Origin of the sequence: Synechocystis sp. LEGE 06083 (genome assembly GCF_015207725.1) — a bacterium.
GTDB classification, from domain to species: domain Bacteria; phylum Cyanobacteriota; class Cyanobacteriia; order Cyanobacteriales; family Microcystaceae; genus Synechocystis; species Synechocystis salina.
In genome coordinates this window covers 1-3495 of sequence record NZ_JADEWJ010000341.1, presented here as the reverse complement: position 1 = coordinate 3495, position 3495 = coordinate 1, and the positions used below count along the sequence as shown (strand labels likewise).

Below are 3495 nucleotides of genomic sequence, written 5' to 3'. Positions count from 1 at the left end.
GACCAATAAAGATAGACCCGTGCGCTATGACCCCAAAGCGGCAACTTTAGATACAGAAGCAGGCCAAGCCTTTGCCAACAGTCCCGATGCGGTGGCCGCTGTGCTTTATGCTGACACCGGCAGTGTGTTGGTGCAATCCGCCTACCGTCAGGGATTGATGGATGGAGTGACCCTACTATTAACCGATGGGGTTTATTCCCCCGATTTTGTGGAAAAAGTTGGCAAGGATGCCAACGGCGTTTCCCTTTTATCTGGAGCCTTGGGCACAGTGCCCGGTGCCGATGGTAAAGCTCTGGATGCCTTCACTGCCCAATGGAAGGATGCCACCGGTGGGAAAGATGTAACGGCCTTCGTAGCCCACACCTACGATGCCACTATTCTGATGATGCTGGCTGCGGAAGCCGCTAAATCCAATACGGGGGCAGGGATCCAGAGTAAGATCAGGGAAGTGTCCAACGGCCCCGGGGAAGAGGTCACCGATGCCTGTGAGGCGATCGCCATGGTGCGGGAAGGCAAGGAAATTAACTACCAGGGGGCCAGCGGCAATGTAGACATCGACGAAAACGGCGACGTGGTCGGTAGTTACGATGTCTGGACGGTGAAGGGGGATGGCACCCTAGAGGTAATTGATAAAGTTACCCCTGGTTCCTAGAGCTTCTCAGGAAACTGTTTCAGTCAACTGTTGAGGATTGATTACAAAAAAAATGTCCCCCATTGGTTAATCCAGGGGGCTTTTCTTTGAGGGTAGCTTTGCGTTGTTCAACTTCGGTTTTGTCTTTAGTAGATGGGCACTTCTTCCACTTCTGCTAGGGGTTCTGGGGTCAACACATCCGGCGATCGACTCCCGGAAAGTTGTTTGAGCAGTTGGGAGCGGGGATCGTGGAGCAAATAAAAAACTTCGTCCCCAATCTGGGCATTTTCAGTGGTCTTAGCTAGTTGCAAATTACCTTGCCGTTTTAGCATTAGGGGCAGTAATTCTCCAGAACGGATTAGGGCCTGGGTGTGGGCCTGTTGCAGGGCTAAACCGGCCTCCTTAAAGAGGGTCTTACCCAGTTTAATTTGCCCGTCTTTGAGGTACTGATTCCAGGTTTTGAAAGTTTTTTGCTCCATGAAAATTCTTACCCCTTTGTTTTTCAGTAGGGGATTATTTTCCGGTAAATTATCCGGGGCAATCACACACACCCGGGGAGGATTAAACTCGTTGATGGTATTTTGGGCCAGCACTAAATTCACTTCCCCATTATTGGTCAGGGCCATAAATGCCCCCATTTCCTCGATACCCGCTTTTTCCAAGGCATGGGAGTCCAACGCACTGGTTTGAATGGCCGTTAAGCCTTCGGCGATCGCCGTGGCACAGGCTTCCGGGTCACTATCAATCAATACCACCGATTCCCCTTGGGCCTCAAATAAACGGGCCACCAATCGCCCTAGGGGTGTGCAACCGATAATTACTGCGCCGGTGGTGTGGGTGTCGGTAATGCGCAGCAGTTTAGCCAAAGGCTTGGCCGTTAACCCCTGGATAAACACCGTCATCATAATGGTGAGAAACACAATTGATTTGATCGCATCGCCACCGTTAATGCCCCGTTCGGTTAACAGGAGGGAAAAGAGGGAAGCAACGGAAGCAGAAACAATACCCCTGGGGGCGATCCAAGCGACAAAAAGTTTTTGTCGCCAGTTGAAAGTGCTCGTCCAAGTACAAATGGCAACGCTAAAGGGACGAATTACCAACATCAACACCGCCACGGTGATCACACTGCCCCAGCCTAAAGCCCCAAAACTGCTCAGGGACAATTCCGCCGCCAGTAAAATAAATAGCACTGACACACAAAGCAGGGTTAATTTACCTTTGAATCGTCGCAAAAGTCGGTTATCCGGCAGGGCAGAGGAGTTGAGATAAATACCCATGGCAACGGTGGCCATTAAGCCCGATTCACTGAGGGAAGCCTGGGCCGCACCAAATACCCCCCACACTCCCGCTAGCACCACCAAGTTACTGACATCTTCCGAGAGAAAGGTGGCCCGTTTGAGGAAATTACTCAATAACCAACCTCCCCCCACCCCGATCGCCAGGCCGACCCCAAGGCGCAATATTAGGCCCATGGCAATTTCGATAATGTCGGTTTCAACGCTGACGTTGGTGTTAAAAATAGTTTCCAGTACCACCACCGCCAGGATGGCTCCCACTGGATCAATCAGTACCCCTTCCCCTTCCAGCAGGGTAGCTACAGACCTCTGCACTTGCACCTGCTTGATCAGGGGGCCTACCACCGTTGGCCCGGTTACCACCACTAAGGAACCGTATAAAAAGGCTAGATACCAGGGAAATTCTGCCAACCAATGGGCCGCTAAACCGCCCCCGATCAGGGTAATGAGGGTGCCGATGGTGACCAAATTACGCAGACTACCGGAAACCTGCCCTAATTCCCGCAGACCTAGATTTAATCCCCCTTCAAATAAAATAATCGCCACCGAAAGGGAGACAATCACCTCCAAACCGTCACCGAAGTTGGCCGGTTGAATCCAATGCAGACCACTGTTACCCAGACTGACCCCAAAAATGAGCAAAAAGACAATGCTCGGCAGCTTGAGGAATCCCGCCAGCACTTGGGCCCCAATGCCAAACAGGACAGTGAGGATAATCTGGAGGGTAAGGGAAAATGATCCTTCCATAAGGCTCAAGGGAATTGGTTCTGCCCGTAGGTTAACGGTAAATCATTGGCAGGGCTGTGGCCCTTTAAGCTAAAAGGCCGACTCCCCTCCAAGGTAAGGTAATCCGCTACCAACTTGAGGGCTGGTCTCGGGAGAATTGTTTACCAACCTAAAACTTATCGCCAATTCACTCAAATCTTGGGACTTTATACAATTTGTCGGTCAAACAATCAAAAAATTAAAGGCGGCACCCAGATTCGAACTGGGGGTAAAGATTTTGCAGACCTCTGCCTTACCACTTGGCTATGCCGCCATGTTCCGGCCAATCATTATAACAGAGTTGGCAACCTAGACCAAACGGCGATCGGTTAACAATTCATAGCCCGTGTCTGTTACCAATACCGTGTGTTCAAACTGGGCCGAAAGACCATTGTCCACCGTCACCACCGTCCATCGATCGCCGAGGGTGCGGGTAAAACGGGAACCAGCATTAATAATCGGCTCGATCGCCAAGGTCATGCCCGGTTTAAGTTTGACGTTGGGTAAATCCCGGCAACGGACGTTAAATACATGGGGGTCTTCGTGGAGGGCCTGCCCCACCCCATGGCCGGTAAATTCTTCCACAATACTGTAACCAGTGGGCTTGACATAATCCTCAATCGCCCCGGCAATGTCCATCAAATAATTCCCCGGTTTCACTTGTTCGATGCCCGCATATAGGGCCCCTTCCGCCACTTCCATTAAGCGCTGGGCCTGGGGAGAAACTTTGCCCACCGCAATGGTAATGCAGGAATCGCCGTGGTAGCCCTGGAAATAGGCGCCGGTGTCCACCTTCAGCAAATC

General features: G+C 51.5%; 3 protein-coding genes and 1 tRNA gene. 1 reads left to right on the top strand and 3 read right to left on the bottom strand.

Annotated elements, in window-relative coordinates:
- Positions 1 to 652 (top strand): ABC transporter substrate-binding protein (locus IQ219_RS18115; RefSeq protein WP_194073528.1); only part of this gene is annotated, 652 nt, incomplete at its 5' end.
- Between the two features lie 125 nt (positions 653 to 777).
- Here the strand turns inward: IQ219_RS18115 and IQ219_RS18110 are convergent.
- The 3 genes from IQ219_RS18110 to map all read right to left on the bottom strand — a co-directional run.
- On the bottom strand, positions 778 to 2673 hold the full coding sequence (locus IQ219_RS18110) for a sodium:proton antiporter (RefSeq protein WP_190599276.1): 1896 nt from the start codon (positions 2671 to 2673) through the stop codon (positions 778 to 780).
- A gap of 221 nt (positions 2674 to 2894) precedes the next feature.
- Positions 2895 to 2965 (bottom strand) — tRNA-Cys (locus tag IQ219_RS18105).
- Between the two features lie 35 nt (positions 2966 to 3000).
- Positions 3001 to 3495, bottom strand: a 495-nt coding sequence (map, locus tag IQ219_RS18100) for a type I methionyl aminopeptidase (RefSeq protein WP_194073527.1), incomplete at its 5' end; no start/stop codon positions are given.

Excerpts from the sequence above, each read along its gene's own strand:
- IQ219_RS18110 (WP_190599276.1), bottom strand. The coding sequence starts at position 2,673 with ATGGAAGGATCATTTTCCCTTACCCTCCAGATTATCCTCACTGTCCTG.